At 59.7% G+C, this 16,911-nt stretch carries 14 protein-coding genes; 2 read left to right on the forward strand and 12 right to left on the reverse strand.

The window, feature by feature from the left end; genetic code table 11:
* Window positions 1–18 precede the first annotated feature (18 nt).
* Complete coding sequence (locus AC07V0_RS04815) at window positions 19–987, forward strand: metal ABC transporter ATPase (protein ID WP_495019451.1); 969 nt, start codon at window positions 19–21, stop codon at window positions 985–987.
* A 98-nt stretch (window positions 988–1,085) separates the two neighbouring features.
* On the opposite strand, the gene hldE is transcribed toward AC07V0_RS04815, so the two are convergent.
* The 4 genes from hldE to msbA all read right to left on the reverse strand — a co-directional run bounded on the left by hldE (window position 1,086) and on the right by msbA (window position 5,909).
* Window positions 1,086–2,516: a bifunctional D-glycero-beta-D-manno-heptose-7-phosphate kinase/D-glycero-beta-D-manno-heptose 1-phosphate adenylyltransferase HldE gene (hldE, locus tag AC07V0_RS04820; RefSeq protein ID WP_086944092.1), complete on the reverse strand. Its 1,431-nt coding sequence runs from the start codon at window positions 2,514–2,516 to the stop codon at window positions 1,086–1,088.
* Window positions 2,517–2,618: 102 nt separating this feature from the next.
* Window positions 2,619–3,224 (reverse strand): adenylyl-sulfate kinase, encoded by a 606-nt coding sequence (cysC, locus tag AC07V0_RS04825; protein ID WP_495019452.1) that lies wholly within the window; start codon window positions 3,222–3,224, stop codon window positions 2,619–2,621.
* On the reverse strand, window positions 3,217–3,921 hold the full coding sequence (locus AC07V0_RS04830; RefSeq protein WP_495019453.1) for a sulfotransferase family 2 domain-containing protein: 705 nt from the start codon (window positions 3,919–3,921) through the stop codon (window positions 3,217–3,219). Before AC07V0_RS04830 ends, cysC begins: the two co-directional genes overlap by 8 nt.
* Window positions 3,922–4,106: 185 nt before the next feature.
* Window positions 4,107–5,909: a lipid A export permease/ATP-binding protein MsbA gene (gene msbA / locus AC07V0_RS04835; RefSeq protein WP_019020918.1), complete on the reverse strand. Its 1,803-nt coding sequence runs from the start codon at window positions 5,907–5,909 to the stop codon at window positions 4,107–4,109.
* A gap of 156 nt (window positions 5,910–6,065) precedes the next feature.
* Here msbA and AC07V0_RS04840 point away from each other — a divergent pair, with 156 nt between their 5' ends.
* Window positions 6,066–7,931, forward strand: a complete 1,866-nt coding sequence (locus AC07V0_RS04840) for an O-antigen ligase family protein (RefSeq protein WP_495019454.1) — start codon at window positions 6,066–6,068, stop codon at window positions 7,929–7,931.
* Between the two features lie 136 nt (window positions 7,932–8,067).
* Here AC07V0_RS04840 and AC07V0_RS04845 read toward each other — a convergent pair whose 3' ends face one another.
* From AC07V0_RS04845 to AC07V0_RS04880, 8 genes are all read right to left on the reverse strand, one after another.
* A complete protein-coding gene (locus tag AC07V0_RS04845; protein WP_064615991.1) occupies window positions 8,068–8,952 on the reverse strand; it encodes a glycosyltransferase in 885 nt (294 codons plus the stop codon).
* A complete protein-coding gene (locus AC07V0_RS04850) occupies window positions 8,949–10,103 on the reverse strand; it encodes a glycosyltransferase family 4 protein (protein WP_064615990.1) in 1,155 nt (384 codons plus the stop codon). The genes AC07V0_RS04845 and AC07V0_RS04850 overlap by 4 nt, the downstream gene beginning before the upstream one ends.
* The gene (locus AC07V0_RS04855) at window positions 10,100–10,984 is read right to left on the reverse strand and encodes a DUF6625 family protein (protein WP_064615989.1); all 885 of its coding nucleotides are present in this window, start codon (window positions 10,982–10,984) and stop codon (window positions 10,100–10,102) included. Before AC07V0_RS04855 ends, AC07V0_RS04850 begins: the two co-directional genes overlap by 4 nt.
* Before the next feature lie 52 nt (window positions 10,985–11,036).
* A complete protein-coding gene (locus tag AC07V0_RS04860) occupies window positions 11,037–12,470 on the reverse strand; it encodes a PIG-L deacetylase family protein (protein ID WP_064615988.1) in 1,434 nt (477 codons plus the stop codon).
* 8 nt (window positions 12,471–12,478) lie between these two features.
* Window positions 12,479–13,375: an antimicrobial resistance protein Mig-14 gene (locus tag AC07V0_RS04865; protein ID WP_086944096.1), complete on the reverse strand. Its 897-nt coding sequence runs from the start codon at window positions 13,373–13,375 to the stop codon at window positions 12,479–12,481.
* On the reverse strand, window positions 13,375–14,505 hold the full coding sequence (locus AC07V0_RS04870) for a glycosyltransferase (protein ID WP_495019455.1): 1,131 nt from the start codon (window positions 14,503–14,505) through the stop codon (window positions 13,375–13,377). The genes AC07V0_RS04865 and AC07V0_RS04870 overlap by 1 nt, the downstream gene beginning before the upstream one ends.
* On the reverse strand, window positions 14,489–16,246 hold the full coding sequence (locus AC07V0_RS04875) for a carbamoyltransferase family protein (RefSeq protein WP_018928552.1): 1,758 nt from the start codon (window positions 16,244–16,246) through the stop codon (window positions 14,489–14,491). Before AC07V0_RS04875 ends, AC07V0_RS04870 begins: the two co-directional genes overlap by 17 nt.
* Before the next feature lie 174 nt (window positions 16,247–16,420).
* Window positions 16,421–16,756, reverse strand: a complete 336-nt coding sequence (locus AC07V0_RS04880) for a YceK/YidQ family lipoprotein (RefSeq protein WP_081626544.1) — start codon at window positions 16,754–16,756, stop codon at window positions 16,421–16,423.
* Window positions 16,757–16,911 lie beyond the last annotated feature (155 nt).

A 16,911-nucleotide genomic window follows, 5' to 3' on the forward strand; every position in this document is an offset into this window, starting at 1 on the left:
CCTTAAGCAGGAGCCGACATGCCGCGTACGCTGATCAGAAAGAACCCGAGCAACTTCAAGACCCTGCCGCTGTTCGTCGAAGCCACACCCGAAGGTTTGAGTTATCAGAGCGTCGGGATGCCGTTGAATTTTTCCCAGACCCTGCAACGCCGCCGTCCGGTGACGGTGGCCGACAGCGAGCGGTTTGCCCTGGAGCTGGCGAACCTTGGGATCTCGGTGCGCCTGACCCTGCATTGGCAGAATCGCGATTACTGGGTGTTGGTGCGTCAGCGTCGGCAGGATCGCGGCGACGTGGTGCTCAAGCTGATCTCCGGCTACGTGCCGGCCCATGAGCTGAACCTGCCGCTGCACACGGCGACCCAGGAAATTGCCGAAGAGTGCCTGCTGGAAACCCCGGAGGGCTGGCTCAGCGGGCGCTTCAACGAAACCTGGCTGCCAGCGCCCTACTCGGCAGCCCTGCATTACCGCGAAGCCCTGCCGTTTCGCCTGACACCACTCTCCGGCTCGGCGCGGCCGGTGCGCTGCGCGAACATGCCGCTGATCGAACGTCCCCGGGCCTACGTGCACTTGCCGACAGCCTCGCTGCAATTGATCTACGATTTGCGCCTGGACGTGCCCAAGGAAGCCAAATCCCTGAGCCTGTTCCATGTCGACGAGCGGCTGGAGGGCGATCAACTGGTGGCCCGGCTCGATCGCAAACGTCCCGATTTGTACCTGATGCCACTGCAGGACGGTCAGCCGATGGCCGAGCTCTATACCCTGAAAAAGGATCACCTGTACCCGGCAAGTACCCGCGGGTTGTATCTGGCGGAGAGTTTTGCCCGGCAGGAAGGCTGGCTGGTGAGGGATGAGCGGATTCGCTGGAAGGATTGGGTGCGGCAGCAGGGTTTGACCCCACCGGGGAAGGATTCGGGCCTGGCCCGGTTACGCGGGAAGGCGAAGCAACTGCTGAAAAGAATCGTGCCGCGCAAGAAAGTCAGCTCTTGAAGCATCACAAAAGCAAAAGATCGCAGCCTTCGGCGGCCCCTACAGGGTCATGTGCATACCTGTAGGGGCCACCGATGGCTGCGATCTTTTTTATGGCTTTACTCCGGCTCTGATTGGCGAATCTTCTCGACAATCGCCGTGGTCGAGCTGTTTTCCACCAGCCCCAGCACTTTCACGGTCCCGCCGTAAGCGCTGACGATGTCCGCGCCAACCACTTGGTCGATCCCGTAATCACCGCCCTTGACCAGTACATCCGGCTTGACCGCACGCAGCAGGTTTTCCGGGGTGCCTTCAGAGAAGCTGATCACCCAATCGACGGCGCCTAAACCTGCCAGCACCGCCATGCGACGGTCGACGCTGTTGATCGGCCGACCCGGCCCTTTCAAGCGACTCACCGACGCATCGTCATTGACCGCCACGATAAGGCGATCACCTTGGGCGCGCGCCTGTTCGAGGTAAGTCACGTGGCCGGCATGCAGGATGTCGAAGCAACCGTTGGTGAACACGATCTTCTCTTTGTGCGCTCGCGCGTCATCGACCGCCAGCAGCAACTGCTCGAGGCCCAGCACACCGCGCTCGGAGCCTTCCTCACGCTGGATCGCACGACGCAGTTCCGGTGCGCTGATGGCCGCGGTACCGAGCTTGCCGACCACGATGCCCGCCGCCAGGTTGGCCAGGGCTACCGCGTGGGGCAGCTCTTCGCCAGCGGCGATCGCCGCCGCCAGGGTAGAAATCACCGTGTCGCCGGCGCCGGTCACGTCGAACACTTCACGGGCACGGGCCGGCAGGTGCAGCGCCGGATGATCCGGGCGCAGCAAGGTCATGCCGTGCTCGCCACGGGTTACCAGCAATGCACCGAGGTCGAGGTCGTGCATCAGCTGCGCGCCCTTGCTCACCAGTTCGTGCTCATCGGCGCAACCGCCGACGATGGTTTCGAACTCGCTGAGGTTCGGGGTGATCAGGCTCGCGCCACGGTAGATCGAGAAATCCTTGCCCTTGGGATCGGCCAGCACCGGAATGCCACGGGCACGGGCGGCCTGGATCAGCACCTGATGGTTTTTCAGCGCGCCTTTGCCATAGTCGGACAGCACCAACACCTTGATGCCTTCGAGCAATTCGTCGACTTGCTCGCCCAGCGCCAGGGCGTCAGTTGCGAAAGGCTCTTCGAAGTCGATACGCAGCAATTGCTGGTGACGGCTCATGACCCGCAGCTTGACGATGGTCGGCTGGTGCGCAATGCGCTGGAACAATGCCCGCACGCCGGCACCCTTGAGGCTATTGACCAGGCTGTCGGCGGCTTCGTCGTCGCCGGTCACGCCGACCAGCGAGGCCGGCGCACCGAGCGCGGCAATGTTCAAGGCAACGTTGGCGGCACCGCCCGGGCGGTCCTCGATGTGCTCGACCTTGACGACCGGTACCGGCGCCTCAGGGGAGATCCGTGAGGTACCACCATGCCAGTAACGGTCGAGCATGACATCGCCGACCACCAAGACAGGGGCTTGATTGAATCGCGGCATGGACAACTTCATGGAGCAACCCACATACAAAATGAACAGGGGCGCGATATTAACACAGGGTTGGCGCTGGCTTGCGGGGCGGCTGCAACCGGATGAATCGGCAGGGAATTCTGTTCATTTATTGAGCAGAAATTGCGATAAACGATGGCAAGCGTCCTCACGTTGCAGCACCTGGGTGTCGATCTCGCACTCCGCCGTCAGCGGTGCCTCATAAGGGCTGTCGATGCCAGTGAAGTTCTTCATCCGCCCTTGGCGGGCCGCTTGATACAAACCTTTGGGGTCCCGTTGCGCGCACACCGCGAACGGCGTGCTCACATATACCTCGATGAAATCGCCCTCAGCGAACAACCGACGAGCGGCATCACGCTCTGCGCGAAACGGCGAGATCGCCGCAACAATCACAATCAAACCGGCGTCGACCATCAGCCGTGCCACCTCGGCCATGCGCCGGATGTTTTCCCGGCGACACTCAGCACTCATTCCCAAGTCACGACACAGGCCATTGCGCACGTTGTCGCCATCGAGCAGGAACGTGTGCAGCCCGTGCCGATTGAGTTGCAACTCCAGTGCATTGGCCAGGGTCGACTTGCCCGCGCCTGACAGGCCCGTCAACCACAGGCAACGCGGGTGCTGGAATTTGATTGCGGCGCGGTCGCGGTTCGACAGTGACAGATCGTAAGGCCTGATCTCTGGAACAGGTATCGACAGGGTCTCATTCATAACCGAGCATTTCGTAATCGCGCTGGTACACCCGTCGCACCAGCCGACGGGTACGCACCGAGCAGAAATCGCGGGCAAGCATCGGACGCCGCTGTTGCGAGCCGTTGACGTGAGGCAACACCGCCCAGTGACCTACCTGTTCGCAGACCAGGCGAAAATCCCGCTCCAGATGCTCCTGGTAGCCAATGAAGTCCAGGGCCAGATGCCCCAGGGAGTCGGTCAGAAAATCCGTTTGCGCGGCAAAATGCATTTGTCGGCTGATGGTCTCCGAATGCAGCCAGCGAGCGACGAAATCATCGAAGTCGCGGTAGTGGCAGACCAGCCTCTGCGCCGCCTGATCGCGCCGGCCCAACTCATTGCCGCGCAAAAAAGCATAAGCCGAGTAGGCCCTTTCCAGCGGATCACGAACGAAGGCGAACTTGAAACTGGCGGCGAACTGCACGGGAAATTGCTGCTCGTACCAGTACAACGGCAAGTGCCCGGGGCTCCACCCATCGAACATCGCCGCACATACGCTGCTCCCGGCACACTTGGGAACATGAATGAATAGACAGGAACGCTGCTCGAAGGCCCGTGGGAAGCTCAGGCTGGCCGACATCGACTTGTTGATCACCTGACGGTCCACGACCGACAGGCGTCCCAGCAGGAAAGCCCGCTGCGGCTTGGGCCAGAGCTTCCAGAGATAACGTTGCAGCATGGCAGTACCCGCGCGAAAGGGTTGCCCCCCTCGATTGAAGTCAAAGTTCGTTCAGGAACCTTAACAAGCGCGTTGCCGAGATTTATTCCGGTTTGGTCAAGAAGCGTAAAGGTCTGGATACAATCCACCGGACGCGTTGCACGCCGGTGAACGCAAGGGTGAGCAGGGCTCACCCTTGCATCGAATCAGGCGATGTCTTCAGCCGGGGCGTCGAGGCCCATGGCGTTCAGGCGGGCGTAGTAGCCATTCTGCGCCAGAAGCTCGGCATGGGTGCCGCGCTCGACGATCCGGCCCTGATCCATGACCAGAATCAGGTCAGCCTTCTCGATGGTCGACAACCGGTGAGCGATGACCAGCGTCGTTCGACCTTTCATGACCTGATCCAGTGCAGCCTGAATATGCCGCTCGGATTCGGTATCGAGGGCCGAAGTGGCTTCGTCGAGAATCAGCAACGGTGCATTCTTCAGCAAGGCCCGGGCAATTGCCAGACGCTGACGTTGACCGCCGGACAGCAGCACGCCGTTCTCACCGACCTGGGTGTCCAGGCCTTCGGGCAACTGCGCAATGAAGTCCATTGCGTAGGCGTCTCTTGCCGCCTTCTCGATGTCTTCGCGGGGAGCCCCAGCCAGATCGCCATACGCAATGTTGTTGGCCACGGTGTCGCTGAACAGCGTCACATGCTGGGTCACCTGGGCGATGTGCCTGCGCAGGTTCAGCAGCTTGTACTGTTCCACTTCAACGCCATCGATCAGGATCTCGCCCTTGTCGTGGTGATAGAAGCGCGGAATCAGGTTGGCCAATGTCGACTTGCCGCTGCCCGAACGCCCCACCAATGCCACCATTTGCCCCGGCTCGACCGAGAAACTGATGTCATCGAGTACCTGGCGATCGGTGCCCGGGTAAGTGAAGCTCAAGTGACGCACATCCAGACGACCGCTGACGGCATCGCGCTCGATGGTGCCGTTATCGACTTCGGGTTCGACGTCCAGTTGCTCGAAGATACTCTCGGCGCCGGCCACACCTTTCTGGATGGTCGAGCTGACTTCAGACAATTGGCGGATCGGCTTCGGCAGCAGGCCTGCCAGAGTGATGTAGGCCACCATGTCACCGGCGGACGCATCTCCGCGCAGGAACAACACCAGGAACATCAGCACCGCCATGGCGGTGTAGATCACCAGCTGCAACAGCGGCGTATAGATGGCGCCGGTGCGAGTCATGCGCAATTGCTTGTCGGTGTTGCCCTGGCTGGCATTGAAGAAACGCCTTTCTTCATAGACTTCGCCGCCGAAGCTGCGCACCACGCGATAGCCCTGGATCGTTTCCGAGGCCACGTGGGTTACGTCCCCCATGGCAGCCTGGATCTTCTTGCTCTGTTTACGGAATTTCTTGCTGGCGGTGCGCACCATCAAGGCGATCAACGGCAGGATCGCAACCATGACCAGCGTCAGGCGCCAGTTCATGAACAGCAGCGAGGCGAACAGGAACGCCACCGTCATGCCTTCACGGATTACGACCTTGATCGCATCTGTAGCCGCCCCCGTGACCATGGTTACGTTGAAGGTGATGCGCGAAATCAGATGACCCGAGTTATGCTTGTCGAAATAACGGTTGGGCAAGACCAGCAGATTGTTGAACAACTGCACACGCAAGTCGTGGACAAGTCCGAGGGAAACCTTGGCCAGAAAGTAGTTGCCCAGATAAGATCCGAGCCCCTGCCACGCTGCAATCAGGATGATCAGCAAAGGCACGGCCTGCAGCAGTTGCAGATCACGCAGGTACGGTACGGTTGGAAAGAGCGCCGCTTCGGGATTGGACAGGCCGTCGACGAAATACTTGAGGATGTACCCGAGCATTGGCTGAGTCGAAGCGAAAATCAGAAAACCGACAATGCTGATCAGGAACAGGCTGATGTACGGCCGGACATAGCTGAGCAGGCGGAAGTAAATTTTCAAGCTCGATGGGCTTGCGGAGAGACTGGAGTCGGTCATATCACGCGAATGTCGATAAAAAGGACGCTGACTTTAGCACAGCTTCTTCAGGGTTCTGGCAATCGCATAAAGGCTGTTATTGTTAAGCGTCAGAATTCAACATCAAATAGCCATCACCCCAAATGGCCGATCAACTTCAGGATTGAATCTCTCAGCATGCAACTCAGTGGCTTCAACAACACATCCAATCGAGTCTTCGATTTTATTTGCCTCTGGATTCTTCCACTCGGCTACTTCCTGCTGCTGTGCGCGATGTTCTTTCTGCCTGGTCGCAGCCTGCATCACAAGATGTTTTATGGCCTGTTCAGCATCCCATCGTTTATTGTCCTGTGCCTGCGCCCCCGCGAACTCAAAGAGTTGCTGCGCGAACCGATCTTCGTCGCGGTGCTGTTGTTCGCCGCCTGGGCCTTGCTCAGCCTGAGCTGGGGGCCGCCGATGGATCAAAGCGTCACCGGTCAGTTCAAACCCGCTTTGCACACCCTGCTGTTGTTCGCTGGCTGCTACCTGCTGGTGCGCTACCGAAGCGAGATCATCCAGCCCCTGCTGTTCAGTGCCGCAATGGTCGGGCTGATCGCGTCGGCCTACAACCTGTTCATGTTTACCCGCCACTACGAGCCGGGCATGCGCCTGATCGGGAGCGGCGCATTCGACAACCCACTGCTCAGCTCCCACGTATTCGGCTTTTTTTGTACCTACTGGCTGAGCGTGAGCATGACCTGCAAGCGTCGCCAGATGCTCTGGCTGAGCATCCCGGCGATGGCGATCATGTTCGCCACGGTGATCGCCACCGGCTCCAGAACCCCGCTGGTTGCTTTGACACTGGCTGCGTTATGGCTGAGTTTCATCAGCTGGAACCGTCGTTCTTTGATATTGCTGGGTACCCTGTTGATCGGTGGCGCAGCGGTTGCCGTACTGTTTTCGCAGATGATCGTCGAGCGCGGCGACTCCTATCGCTTTGAAATCTGGCAGCTGGCCCTGCAAAAAATTGCCGAGCACCCGTGGATCGGTCATGGCTACAACGCCACCCTGACTCTCGACCCCGGTATCGGCTACACCTTGCAGGAGCCTCATAGCTTCGCCTTGGGGGTGCTCTATTACGTTGGTATTTTCGGCTTGCTGCCGTGGCTGTTCTTCCAGGTCCGGTGCTTGCTGAATAGCTGGCGGTATCGCCTGCAGCCGTTGTTCATCATCGCCTCGACCTGGCTGGTATTCGGCATCGGCGCCGGCCTGACCGAAGGCGGCGGTATCATTTCCCGGCCCAAGGAGCACTGGTTTTTGCTGTGGATTCCGCTGGCGCTGATCGCCGCATTAAGCATCAACCAACGGGCCAGGCGCCTATTGGCAATGCCGATCAGGACCTTGACGCCGGCCGCCCTGCAACAGTTGACCGCCAGTGCCCAGGTGATCGAGGAAGACGGGCTGGGGCCAAAAGTCCTGCGCCTGGTCGATGGCAGCTTCCTCAAGCTGTTCCGCCGCCGTCGCTGGTACACCTCGGGTAGCTTCAACCCCTATTCCGAACGGTTTGCCGCCAACAGCGAGCAATTGCGCAACCTGGGTATCCCGACCCCGCAAATTCTGGACCTGTATCGACTCAAGGACGGTAGCAGTGCCGTACACTATTCGCCGCTGCCGGGCAGCACTTTGCGTCAGGTTCTTCAAGGCATCACCGCGCCCGCGGTGCGTCAGGCGCTGGTTGAGCGTTTCGGCAAGTTCATGGCGCAACTGCATGAACAAGGTGTCTATTTCCGGTCACTGCACCTGGGCAATGTACTGGTACTGGATGACGGTGAGTTCGGCCTGATCGATCTGGCGGACATGCGCATCTATCCGTCATCGCTGAGCCTGTCCCTGCGCAAGCGCAATCTGCGCCATATGCAGCGTTACGCCGTGGATCGACGCTGGCTGTTCGAAGACCACTTTGGCGCGCTACTTCAGGGCTACGCCGTGATGGCGTCGAAATCTGCAGTGGATAACCTACACAGGCAAGTACTGACCGGGAGTCATCCCGCCCGGGCTCATTAATAGTCGAAACCAACCCGTTCATTGCGCTGGCGGCCTACCTGCTGGCCATCGTGACCGCCGCCCTGTTCCCGACACCTCAGGCATGCCGGTGAGGGCCGCTATACCGGCATCGATGGCTGCGCGTCTCAGGGTGGGCTCAGTCTTTTTCCAGCGGTGAGAAATACAGCCGCCCCAGGCCGCGCCAGGTCTTCTTGTTCCAGGCCTTGAACGGTATCTGCGCCAGCAGTTCGCGCGCCAGCTTGCGGTCGCGATTGGAGGTTTTCAGGAACATCGAGCTGAGGAATTTGTAGCGCACCTCGTCGTACAGCGGATGATCGCTGAACAGCGCGTAGGAGCGCAGGATGTTGTCGATCATGAAGCGGTTATTCTTGTAGGAGTTGGTGGCGTGCTTGCGATAGCGCGCCATCAGCACATTCAGGCCATCGATGAAGTAGCCGGCGCGGGTCACCTTCAACTCGATCAGCAAGTCCTCCAGGCGAATGTTCGGATCGAAGCCGCCTACCTTGTCCAGCGCTTCACGGCGGATCATCAGGGTCGGCGCCGGCGGATAAGGCTTGCGCTCCAGGAACATGTCATCGAAATCCAGACGACGGAACGGCACATCGCGACGCTGACGATTCTCCGGATAGAGATTGCCGTCGGCGTCGATCAGTTCGATGTTGCCGGCGCAGATCCCGACCTCGGGCTTGCCATCCATATACGCCACCTGGGTGGCGATGCGCTCCGGCAACATGATGTCATCGGACCCGAACGGCACGATCAAACTGCCCTTTGAGCGCGCAATGGCGCCGTTGAGGGTGTTGGTCAGCCCCTGGTTCTGCTGGACCCGGAAATCGAAATCGTGCTGCGCCTGCAAGGCATTGATGCGCTCGACGCTGTCATCGCTGGAGCCGTCATCGATGACCAGCAACTCGATATTCTTGTAGGTCTGGGTGAGGACGCTGAGGATGCTTTCCTCGATATAGCGACCGTGGTTGTACGACGCGATGATGACCGTGACGAGAGGTTGCACGTCGTTCATGGTTGCTCCCTGCGGGCTTGACTCAAGCCGGAGTCGATCAGGTTCAGGTACTCCTGGCGGAATACCTCGATGTCGTGTTGCTCCTGGAGATAGCGGTAGGCCTGTTCACCCTTGGCCTTGAGCTCGTCATCCGACAGCCCCAGGTAGTTCTCCAGCGCTGCGACCAGCGTCGGCACGTCCGCCGGGGTAATTGCCAGACCGCCCGCGCCCTGAATCAGCGGCAACATGGCCGGTACGTTCGAGGCGATTACCGGCAGGTGCCCGCTCATGCCCTCGAGCAATGCCAGCCCCAGGCCTTCAGCCAAGGACGGCATGGTCCAGATGTCGAACGCCCGAACATACTGCAAGGCGTTTTCCTTGAAACCCAGCAAATGCGCACGACCGGTCAACCCAAGGCGCTCGATCTCGGCGGCCAGGCGCGACTCTTCACGCCCCGCACCAATGATTGCCAGTTGGGTGTTCGGGTATTTGTCCTTGAGGGTGGCAAAGGCCTGCAGCAGGTAGGTGTGGCCCTTGACCGGCACCAGCCGGCCCAATGCACCGATCAAGCGCACCGACGGTTCGATGCCCAATAACTCGCGAGCACGCTCGCGGCTGTGCTGCAAACCTTCAGCCTGCTCGATGTCGATGGCGTTGGTGATCGCGTAGGTATTCTGGTCGGTAAAGCCGCAGTCGCAATCGAGCAGGTACTGTTTGACCGCTGGCGACACGCCGACAAAGCGCCAATGGCGATCGATCAGGCGTTGGGTCTGGCGGCGCCGGTAAAACCGGTCGTACTCGCCAAAACCGTGGGAGATGCCGATGCACAGCGGTACTTTCAACCAACGGTTGAGCGCCAGCATCATGTTTACCGGTTTGAAGCGATTGCAAATCACCACGTCGAATTTTTCTGCGCGGCAAAACTTGTACAACTGCCACATGGCGCGCAGGCGCATGCCCTTGAGGGACTTGTCGGAAAACTCGAAATACACCGAACGGTCGGCGCGACTTACGGCCTCGCCAGGCCCGGGCTTGCCACGCAGGAACGCCGCGGTCACTTCATAGCGATCGCTCGGCAGGGCCTTGACGATCTGCTCCGCGAGGTCGGCAAAATCATGGGCTTTGACGTTGTAGTCAGGCTGCAACTGCAGAACCTTTGACCGTTGACTCATAACTCTCCCCGGTGAAAACCAGTCGCATCGATGACCCATGCCGGCTCGGCGGCGAGGCGCCTGATCTCGGCTGGATCGGGTGGGGGCAACCGTGACCATTCGTTGCGTTTCCAGCAGACGAAGTGGAAATACGGATACCGGCGGTCGCCATCGCGATCGTTACTCAAACAGCCATTGCGCCAATACCAGTGCTGCGGAAAATCATCCGTGCCGTCGTGCCACTTGATGCAACCGCCCGGCGTACTGAACGCCTCGATGAATTCGCTGCGGCGGCGCCACGAATTGAGCTTGCCCAACAGAGAGAACAGTGGCTCGGGAAAATTCTTGCGCCAGAGGAAGATCCGACTGAATGCGCCCTCATCCAGCGCGTGATGCGCCTGATCGGTAAAGCGTGTTTGCCAGTCCTTGATCTGCATGAACAACTCACGTTTGCGGGCAGTGTTGCGCATCAGACAGAGATGGCCTGCCACCCGCCGCTCGTGGGTAGAGAACAGGTCATAACTGGCCAACCGATCAGCGGTGAAATAACTTCGCAGGTCACCAAATACCAGATCAATATCTCCGAACGCCCAGAAATCATAGCCTTGCAGGCGGTCGACATGAATATGCCCCAGGGCAGGCTTGATGTCGCAGAGCTTATAAGGCGCGTCCGGCACAAAGTCGATATTCAGCCGCTGTGACACCAGCGCGCAGTACTCGCTGAAACTCATGGCTTCAACAGTCACGTTGGGCGGCAGGTTCTCAGGAGTACCGCAATCACTGAACAGCAACCAGTCGATATCGGCGTTGCGTCGGCAACTCTCGAGGAAAAACGGCATCCAGAACGGCCAATGACCGAAATACGGAATCAGGAACAGGATGCGCGGGCATGGATTGATCACAGAAATACTCACTGCTGCGTGGATACGGCGCCATGCTAGGCCGCGCGATACTTCATTTCTGCCTAACAGATGTTTCACCATGCTTCAGAACCCAGAACAACTCATGCTGCCTGACCGCCTTGCGAAAGAACTCGTTCTCGCCATAGACGGGTGGCACTCTACTGGCCAGAAGCCACTGTATCAACCGTCGTAAACGTCGCTTGAACGGCATGGGCGGTTGCAGGTCGTGCATCATGCCCAACGCCATTGCTTTATCACGCTGACGCGCCAAAGGCATTCGCAGACAGCAGGGCTGCATCGGCGTTGTCGAATCGAACGCCGGTGGCAGGGCGATGCCATGACCCGCATCCCCCATAGGCCAACGATCATTGTCATGCAGATGGTTGGCATAGCCAAGCACGGTGGTCGGCTGCCACTCCAGCCCGCTCAACGCTTCGAGAACCGCTGCCTGGGCACAGATGTGATCCGGGTGCGGGTCGAGGGACGGATGCGGCAATACGATCACTTGCGGACGCGCCCTAAGCAACAGTTCACGCAGATCGGCCAGTAAATTATTCCAGGTCGGCGCACCATCGACATCGCCCGGCAGAGCAAATGGATTCAACTGACGAAATAACCGGGTGTCTCCCAAATCCGCTTCGCGCGAACCTACCGGTGTGGCCGGCGCGGCCTGCATCGCCGCCAGTTGCAGGCAAAAATACCCCAACTGCACGCAATGGGCCTCAGGCACCCCGGCCCAGCGCGGTACGGCGATGCTATCCCAGGCCCGCAAACGGCCTTTGAGACGAGCCGCCTCGACCGTGTTCAGACCCATCTGTTGATAATGTTCGGCTTCAATTTCACCGGCGGTCAGGGTGACGATCCAGGCTTCGTCGGCCTGGCTGTACAAACCGTATGCGGCCAATTCAGCGTCGTCGGCATGGGGTGCAATCACCATCACTCGCTGACGGCGGTAGTCCGGTTGCTCGAACGCCCAGAGCACAGGCTCGCCGAGCAACCGACAGAAACGCCCGCGCAGACGCAACTCGCCTTGCGACAACACGTTTGCCTGACCACTGAGATTGAGGTAACGCAGGCCGTTTACACCGCGCTCGAAGGTTTGCCGGTCGGGGTTATCGCCCCCCAGCAACTCGACCACCGGATCGATAAAGCGCCCCAGCCAAGTACTTTTCACCCGCAGCGCCAGTATCAGCGTGGCGTCATCGACCAGCATGACACCCTCATCCAGCCGTAGCCGTTCACCGTCCAGATGAATCTTGGGTTGCGGGGTATACGGCGGGAAGCTGTATTGGTAATCGTCTTGGGGAGAATAAAACAGATGGTCGGCAAACCACGCCTCGTGGGCGATCCAGCCCAGCACCGCAAGCACCAGCGGCAGCCACCAGGCCACCAGCACGCCGATCGCGATCAGCAGCATCAACGCAATCAACAGGCCGATGCGTTTGTTGCGCCGATGGCGCTTGAGCAGTTGCTGTTTGCGGCTCATGGGTTGGTTCATACCGTGAAGACCGGCACAGAATTGCACCAACGGTCCTTGTACTCACGGTCGGTTCGACCAAAGGAAAACCGTAGGGGTTTATCCAACGCGCGTGCATGTTCCCAGGCGCTTTGGGTGTTGAGGAAGCTCAGCACGCTGCCCGGGCTGAATTCGCGGGTCTCGGGATCGACACCGCCGTTGACGTATTCGATGCTGATCCATTCCGGCGCCTCGACGCGGTACACCAGTTGAGTCGCAATCGGTGCGTCGTTGAGGAAAATCACCGAGCCGATCAGCAACTCGCGCAACAACTCGATCACCTCGCCCATGCGCTCGGCACCGGTGGCCGGAAAGCCCCAGCGACGCTGGAACAGGTCGCAATAGATCGCCGCCAGCTCACTGCTGGAAAACTCGGTAACCGGCCGCACCACGCCGCCCGCCTCTTCCAGCAGACGCAACTCGCGGCGCTGGTTGTAGCGAAACTTTTTCGACAGTTCTTCAGGCGTGCGGGCCAGCGCCAGTTGTTCTGTCTGCAGCTTGATACCGGTAAAACGACCTTCGCTCAGCGCCGACAGGTAACGCCCCCGATGGCGCAACGGTGCCTGGGCATCGGCGGCGGCCGGCAGGATCAGTTCGGCATTGCCGAGGTCGAACAGGCCTTTTTTACCCGTGCGCTTGAGCACGTCCTTGGACAGCGCCAGGTCGCGCCCCCAGGTCGGGATGGCGGCTTTCACTTCGCCGTCCTGCTCCCAAGCCAGGTAACGCACCGGGATGTCGGCCAACTGTGCCAGACGTTCGACCACCAGAGGATGAGTCGCGACGCTGCCGCCAAAACGCTGCCAGGTTTGTGCATAAGTCGAGGCGTCGACCTGCACCCAGCCACGCTCGCGCCAGCCTTGAAATCGGTTGAGCATCAGCCCCTCGGTGCCAGTTCTGTAACGTGCGGCAAATGCCAGAAAGCATCGCGCACCGCGCGATCGGAGAAGCGCTCACGCAAGCGGTCGAACATCAGCTCGGCGCACTGGCGGCGTTGCTGCTCTTCCATCGCGGCCAGATGTTGCAGCCCTTGAGCCAGGTGCCCGGCATCGCCCAGCGGAAATAGAATGCCCACACCTTCGACCACTTCCCTGGCGCCACCACACGCGGTGGCGAGCAACGGCACACCGGCGGCCATGGCCTCCAGCAATACCATGCCGAACGGTTCATGATCGGAACTCAAGGCAAACACATCGAAAGCACGGAAGTAGCGACGCGCCTCGGGCACCTGGCCGAGGAACAGCACGCGATCGCCAATACCCAGTTCACGCGCCAGGGCCTTGAGGTCCTGCTCCAGCCGACCGCTGCCCAGAATCACCAGCTGACTGTTGGCCGGCAACCCCGGCAATGCCGTGGCAAAACCATGCAACAACGTAGTCTGATCCTTGTCCGGATGCAGGCGCCCGACGTTGCCGACAATCCAGGCATCCATCGACAGACCGAGGGTTTCCCGGGCCTCGCGAACCGACACCTGACTGGCCTGTAACGCCTGTACATCAATCCGGTTATAGAGCGTCTGAATCCGCGCCTGCGGCCATTTCGGCAAGCAACGGCGCATGTCGTCACGCACCGCATCGGAGACGCCGAGCAGGCTCAGGCGTTTGCGGAAAATATGCGCGAACAGTTTGCGGGTGCGGCGCTGGTAATCACCAAACGCGTGATGCACGCCAATCACCGGCAACGAAGTGCCGAGCAGGGCGATGTAGATCGGTTTGAAACGGTGAGCGATGCAGAAACTGAAGTTGCGCGATGCGGCGATCTTGCGCAGATCGCCGATGGCGCCCAGCTTCAGGCCACGAATGGCCTTGGAGCTGTACTCCATGAACAGCACCTCGTCGGACGCACAGTTCGCGGCGACTTGGCTATCTGCAGCCCCGGTCAGGAACACCGTGGTCACGCGATAACCGGTCCCCGCGAACAGGCTGGCGTACTGCCGGGCGCAGTCCAGAAACGGCCCGTCATAGCCGTGACAGAACTGCAGCACATGGCGTTCAGCCGAGCGAGTCATAAGCGTCCGCGCCTTCTTTGACCACCAGAATGTCTTCCATGATCAGATACTGCAGGTCGGAACCGAAGAACATGTTCAAGGCGTCGGTCGGCGAGCAGATCATCGGCTCGCCACGACGGTTGAGCGAAGTATTCAGCGACACACCGTTGCCGGTCAGTACTTCCAGCGCCTTCATCATGTCGTAGTAGCGCGGGTTGTATTCGCGCTTGAGCACCTGGGCCCGGGACGTGCCGTCTTCATGGACGACTTCCGGTACGCGGGTTTTCCACTCTTCAGCCACTTCGAAGGTGAAGGTCATGAACGGTGCCGGGTGATCGATCTTGATCATTTGCGGCGCAACGGTGTCGAGCATCGACGGGCAGAAAGGCCTCCAGCGCTCGCGGAACTTGATCTGATGGTTGATACGGTCCGCCACGCCGGCCACGCTCGGACAGCCAATGATCGAACGACCGCCCAAGGCACGCGGACCGAACTCCATGCGACCCTGGAACCAGGCCACCGGGTTGCCATCGACCATGATTTTGGCGATCTGCTCCGGCATATTGTCGAGCTTGCGCCACTTTGGCTTGTCGGCGTGACGGGCGCAGGCCGCGATCACGTCTTCATTGCTGTAGGACGGGCCGAGGTAGACGTGTTCCATCTTCTCGACCGGTACACCACGGGCATGAGACACATAAGCCGCTGCACCCACCGCGGTACCGGCATCGCCGGACGCAGGCTGGACGAACAGTTCTTTGATGTCGTCGCGGGCAATGATCTTCTGGTTCAGCTTGACGTTCAACGCACAACCACCGGCGAAGGCCAGCTTGCCGGTTTCCTTGAGCACATCGCCCAGGTAATGGTCGATCATCTGCAACGCCAGTTTCTCGAACAGCGCTTGCATGCTCGCGGCGTAGTGAATGTAGGGTTCGTCGGCGATGTCGCCTTCACGTTTCGGACCCAGCCACTCGATCAGCTTCGGCGAGAAGTAGAAACCCTTGCCCTTCTCTTTATAACGACGCAGGCCGATGACGTTGGCGTAGTCGGTGTTGATCACCAGTTCGCCGTTTTCGAACGAGGCCAGGCGCGAGAAATCGTATTTGCTGGCGTCGCCGTACGGCGCCATGCCCATGACCTTGAACTCACCGTCGAGCATCTCGAAGCCGAGGAACTCGGTGATCGCGCCGTACAGGCCGCCGAGGGAGTCCGGATCGAAGAATTCCTTGATCTTGTGGATCTTGCCGTTTTCGCCATAACCGAAGAAAGTCGTGGCGTACTCGCCCTTACCGTCAATCCCCAGGATCGCGGTTTTCTCTTTGAAACCGGAGCAGTGGTAGGCGCTGGAGGCGTGGGCCAAGTGGTGCTCGACCGGCTCGATCTTGATCTTTTTCGGATCGAAACCCAATTGCTCGAGGCACCAGACAATCTTGTTGCGATAGCGCTTGTAGCGACGGTTACCCATCAGGATCGCGTCGAGGGCGCGGTCCGGGGCGTACCAGTAGCGCTTGGCGTAGTGCCAGCGAGCCTTGCCGAACAGGCTGATCGGCGCGAATGGAATCGCCACCACGTCAACGTCGGATGGCTTGATGCCCGCCTGCTCGAGGCAGAACTTCGCCGATTCGTAAGGCATGCGGTTCTTTGCATGTTTATCGCGCACGAAACGCTCTTCTTCAGCCGCCGCGACCAGCTTGCCGTCGATGTACAAGGCTGCGGAAGGATCATGGCTAAGGGCGCCGGACAGGCCAAGAATCGTCAATGCCACAGGGGTCTAGCCTCTTTAGTCTGCATGCAGGCGCAACGCGCCTCAAAAATTAATGTGCCCTCGCAAGGGGCGAGAGACAGCTAAAGGGCGGGATTATAGCGTAAACGTGGCGGGAATGACCCTGCCCTTATCGGCGCCGTGAAGATGACGTCGAGCCCAAGCGTTCGCCTTTGCTCATCCGCGACCCGGCCGCCAGTAAATCCTGATGTTTCCGTCGGCAGCTTGCCGGTAAATCGTATAGGGCAAGAAAACCGTGTCGAATACACCCGAAAGGGTCAAGTCCAGCAATACGAACGGCACCAGAATACCCGTGGGATCGGGCGGCGCGTGCAGGAGACAAAAGTCGTGAGCCAGACCGCTGTAGATGCGAGGAATGGACTGACAGTAGGTCTTTTGCTTTCTGAGGCCACGAGCGGCGTCTTCGTCATCCTGCAGCACCGTGACAGCGGTCCCGCAGCCAGACAGCGCCAGTGAAAAAGAGCTCAACATCACAGCCATTTTTATCGTCAAAATCTGCCCTCCGAGAACGTCAGGCAAACTAGCATCGCGGCTATTCAGGGCACAGTTCATGGGTTCTGCAGATCATGTAGGACGATTCACAAGAACTTGTCCGCCAGTTCTCGGGAGACTGATCTGGCGCCATCGCGGGCAAGCCCGCGATGGCG

This window comes from Pseudomonas sp. GW821-FHT01E10 (genome assembly GCF_059422365.1).